General features: G+C 73.0%; 3 protein-coding genes. All 3 read left to right on the top strand.

The window, feature by feature from the left end:
• The first annotated feature begins 165 nt into the window (after positions 1-165).
• The 3 genes from AB0917_RS33665 (at position 166) to AB0917_RS33655 (ending at position 4,427) form a co-directional block, all read left to right on the top strand.
• On the top strand, positions 166-1,314 hold the full coding sequence (locus AB0917_RS33665; RefSeq protein ID WP_366823510.1) for an AI-2E family transporter: 1,149 nt from the start codon (positions 166-168) through the stop codon (positions 1,312-1,314).
• A gap of 349 nt (positions 1,315-1,663) precedes the next feature.
• Positions 1,664-2,578, top strand: coding sequence for a diiron oxygenase (locus AB0917_RS33660; protein ID WP_366823509.1), 915 nt, complete (start codon positions 1,664-1,666; stop codon positions 2,576-2,578).
• Positions 2,579-2,774: 196 nt separating this feature from the next.
• Positions 2,775-4,427, top strand: a complete 1,653-nt coding sequence (locus AB0917_RS33655; protein ID WP_366823508.1) for an FAD-dependent oxidoreductase — start codon at positions 2,775-2,777, stop codon at positions 4,425-4,427.
• Positions 4,428-4,429 lie beyond the last annotated feature (2 nt).

Genomic DNA, 4,429 nt, shown 5'->3' with positions numbered 1-4,429 from the left:
ACCGGCGCCACCCCCGCAACGCCCCCCCTGAGCGGTGGCGGCCCGGGTGGCCCGAGGGGCAGCACCGCACGGTGCTGCCCCTCGGACCTGTTCCGGGGCGGGCGCCACGGGCCGCCGCTTCCCGTGGATGCGGGTCAGGGGCCGGGCCCCTCGTAGGGTGAGGCCATGTCTGCCACGTTGAGCTCCGAGAAGACCGCGGCCGCGCTCCGCAGATCGGCACGCGTCTCGGTCGAACTGCTGCTGGTCCTGTTGATGGCCGCCGTCGTCCTGTGGCTTGTGGGCCGGACGTGGTCGGTGGTGTGGCCCCTCATAGTGGGTCTGCTGCTCACCACCCTGACCTGGCCTCCGGCCCGCTTCCTGCGCCGCCGCGGATGGCGGCCCGCACCCGCCGCGGCGCTGGTGACCGTGTTGTCCCTCGTCGTCGGCGCCGGAGTCGTGGCGCTGATCGCGGTGCCGGTCGCCTCCCAGTCCGGCCAGCTCGCCGACGGTGTCGTCGCGGGTATCGGCCGGATGCGCGAGTGGGCCGCCGGCCCGCCGCTGAACATCAGCGACGCCCAGATCACCGGTGCCTTCGACGCCGCCGTCGACCGCATCGAGAACAGTGTGGGCAGCGTGGTCACCACGGCGGTCACCGGGGTGAGCACCGTCTTCAGCGGCCTGGTCACCGCCGTGCTGGCCCTCTTCCTGATGTTCTTCTTCCTCAAGGACGGCCCGCGGTTCCTCCCGTGGCTCACCCGTCAGCTGCCCGGCCGGCTCGCCACCGACATCCCCGTCGTGGCCGAGCGCTGCTGGAACACGCTCGGTTCGTTCGTGCGGTCCCAGGCCTTCGTGGGTCTGATCGACGCGGTCCTCATCGGCATCGGTCTGTGGATCCTGGACGTTCCCCTGGTGCTTCCGCTGGCGGTGCTGACGTTCGTGACCGCGTTCGTGCCGATCGTGGGTGCGGTGTTCGCGGGCTTCGTCGCTGTGCTCATCGCGCTCGTCTCCAACGGCCTGACGGACGCGCTGATCGTGCTGGCGATCATCATCGCGGTGCAGCAACTGGAGGGCAACGTCCTCCAGCCCATGATCCAGAGCCGCGGCCTCGGTCTGCACGCGGCGGTGGTCCTGCTGGCGGTGACGCTCGGCGGCAGCCTGGCCGGAGTCGTGGGCAGCCTGATCGCGGTGCCGATCGCGGCCTTGGTCGCCGTCGTCTGGAACTACGTGCGCGAGCAGCTCAGCGATCCGCAGGAGGGGCCGGAGCAGGATCAGGGCCCTGAGCCGGAGCCGGCCCCGGGCGAGCCCGGTCCCGACACCGCTGTTCCCGCGCGATAGCGGTGCGGCCGGGCGCCCCGGCGTAACACCCTTGCCCGCCGGGGCCCTTGGCCCTCTCCGTACGGCCCGGACACCTGCCGGCCCGCCTCACCACCACCGAGGCGGGCCGGCTTTCCGTTGCCGCTCCGCGGTGTGCGGCGCGCCGGGCCGTGGAGAGCTCGTACAGATTCCCCGCACGGGTCTAGGCCCGCGCCGCCCTCTTGCTATACCTTGCGTCTAATAGCTTGCTAGACGCGGTGTCTAACAAGCGGGGGCGGCGCTCGGCGGCCATCGATCTCATCGGGCGGGAACGCGGTGGGGGACGGCTCGGGCGGCGCCGGGTCGATCTCTCGATTCAAGGAGCCGCACCATGTCAAGCAGCACCGTTCGGCCGGAGGACCAGGACCGGCTCGCCGAGCAGGACGTCGCCCGACGCCTGCTCGACTCGGCCGCCAAACTCTCCTACGACCCCGCCACCCAGGTCGACTGGGAGACCCCGCTCGACCCGGACCACCACGGCGCGAGCCCCGAGTGGTCCACGCTCTACGGCACCGCCTACTGGAACGAGCTGACCGACGCCCAGCGCAAGGCGCTCACCCGCCAGGAAGCCGCCTCCGTCGCCAGCACCGGCATCTGGTTCGAGATGATCCTCCAGCAGATGGTGCTCCGCGACATGTACGCCAAGGACCCGACCGACCCCCGGTTCCAGTGGGCGCTCACCGAGGTCGCCGACGAGTGCCGCCACTCGATCATGTTCGCCCGGGGCGCGGCGAAGCTGGGCGCCCCGGCCTACCGGCCGCGCCGCCCCGTGGTGGAGCTGGGACGCGCCTTCAAGACCCTGGCCTTCGGCGAGGCGGCCTACGCGGCGATACTCGTCGCCGAGGAAGTCCTCGACGTCATGCAGCGCGACTGGATGCGGGACGAGCGGGTCGCGCCCTTCGTCCGCACCATCAACAACATCCATGTCGTGGAGGAGTCGCGGCACATGAAGTTCGCCCGCGACGAGACCCGCAAACGGCTGCGGGACGCGGGAGCGGTACGGCGTCAGCTCAACGCCGTCGTGGTGGCGATCGCCTCGTACTACATCGTCACCAGCATGGTGAACCGGGACGTCTACGCCAACGCGGGCCTGGACTCCCGGCGCGCGCGGGCCGAGGCCAAGGTCAACGAGCACCACAAGTCGCTGATGCGCTCCAGCTGTTCGGGGCTGATGGAGTTCCTGGCCTCGGCCCGGCTGCTGACGAAGCCCGCGCTGTTCTTCTACAAGCGGGCCTCGCTGATCTGATCCGGGGCGTACGCCTCCGGCCGACGACCCGGGCCCGCGCCTCCGGCCGACCACCCGGGCCCGCGGCCCCGGCAGACGACCCGGGTCCACGCCTCCGGGCGACGGCCCGCTCCGTACCCCCGGCCGACGAACCGAGCGGAGGACCCGCCTCGATGATCCGCGCCGCCGATCCCCGACCACGACCCGAGACGACGAGATGACCTACGCCATCACCCAGACCTGCTGCTCCGACGCCACCTGCGTCGCCGTGTGTCCCGTCAACTGCATCCACCCGACCCCGCAGGAGCGGGCGTTCGGCAGTACGGAGATGCTCCACGTCGACCCGGAGACCTGCATCGACTGCGGCGCCTGCGCCGATGCCTGCCCGGTCGACGCGATCTTCCCGGTGGACAGCCTCTTCGGGGCGCAGAAGGAGTACGCCGCCATCAACGCGGCCTACTTCACGGACCGGGAGCCCGAACCCGCCCCCGCCGGGCCGAACTTCCACGTCTGGGGCGAGCCCACCTTCGAGCGCAGCCTGCCCTCCGACTTCGCCCCGATCCGGGTGGCGGTCGTCGGCACCGGACCGGCCGGCATGTACGCCGCCGAGGATCTGCTGCTGCACACCAACGCCGAGGTGACCCTGGTCGACCGGCTCCCGGTGGCGGGCGGCCTCGTCCGCTACGGCGTGGCGCCCGACCACCCCGCGACGAAGAAGGTCGGCGAGACCTTCGCCCGGTTCCACTCCCACCCCCGGGTACGGATGCATCTGGGCGTCGAGGTCGGCAGGGACATCACGGCCCAGGAACTCGCTGCACACCACGACGCGGTGATCTACGCGGTCGGCGCCTCCACCGACCGCCGGCTCGGCATCCCGGGGGAGGATCTGCCCGGCAGCGCCTCGGCCACCTCGTTCGTGTCCTGGTACAACGCCCACCCGGAGGTGGCGCCCGACTCCGTGCACCTGGCCGCGGACCGTGTGGTGGTCGTCGGCAACGGCAACGTCGCCCTCGACGTCGCACGCATCCTCGTCGCGGACCCCGACACGCTGGCCGCCACGGACATCGCCGACCACGCGCTCGCGGCGCTGCGCGGGTCCCAGGTGCGCGAGGTGGTCCTGCTGGGGCGGCGCGGCCCCGAGGACGCGGCGTGCACGGCCTCCGAGTTGCTCGCCCTGAAGCACCTGCCGGGGGTCGGCCTGGTCGTCGACGACCACGACCCCAGGACCGGCGCGGCGATCGACGGGGCGGCCCCCGGAGGGAAGGCGGCGCTGCTGCGGGACGTGGAGCGCCGGGCGGTGGACTGGTCGCGGCCCCCGGAACCGGGCCGGCGCATCGTCTTCCGCTTCCACTCCGCCCCGGTGGAGGCGCTCGGGGAGGACCGCGTCACGGCCGTGCGCGTGACAGCGGGGCCGGGGGAGCGGGACATCCCGGCGGGCCTGCTGCTGCGGGCGGTGGGCTACCGGGGCGTGGCCGTGCCGGGACTGCCCTTCGACGAGGCGTCGGGCACCGTACCGCACCAGGATGGCCGGGTGAGCGGTATGCCCGGGACGTACGTCGTCGGCTGGATCAAGCGCGGCCCTTCGGGCGGCATCGGCGCCAACCGCACTTGCGCGGCCGAGACCGTCGGAACGCTGCTGGCCGACGCCATGGCGGGCGCCCTGCCCTCCCCGGCCCACCCGTCCACCGCCTTCCGCCGCCTCGCCCGCCGCCGCGGCCGTGACGTCGTCGACGCCCGGGGGCTGGCCGCCATCGACCGGGCGGAGGCGGCCCGTGGCCGCGAGCACGGCCGCCCGCGCGTCAAGCTCGCAACGGTGCCCGCCCTGGTCGCGGCGGCGAAGGGGCGCCGCCGCCGCAGGACGCCGGGCTGAGC

The organism is Streptomyces sp. NPDC007346 (assembly GCF_040703535.1).
Taxonomy (GTDB): domain Bacteria; phylum Actinomycetota; class Actinomycetes; order Streptomycetales; family Streptomycetaceae; genus Streptomyces.
The sequence above is the reverse complement of the archived record's forward strand: the minus strand, read 5'-3'. Positions and strand labels throughout refer to the sequence as shown.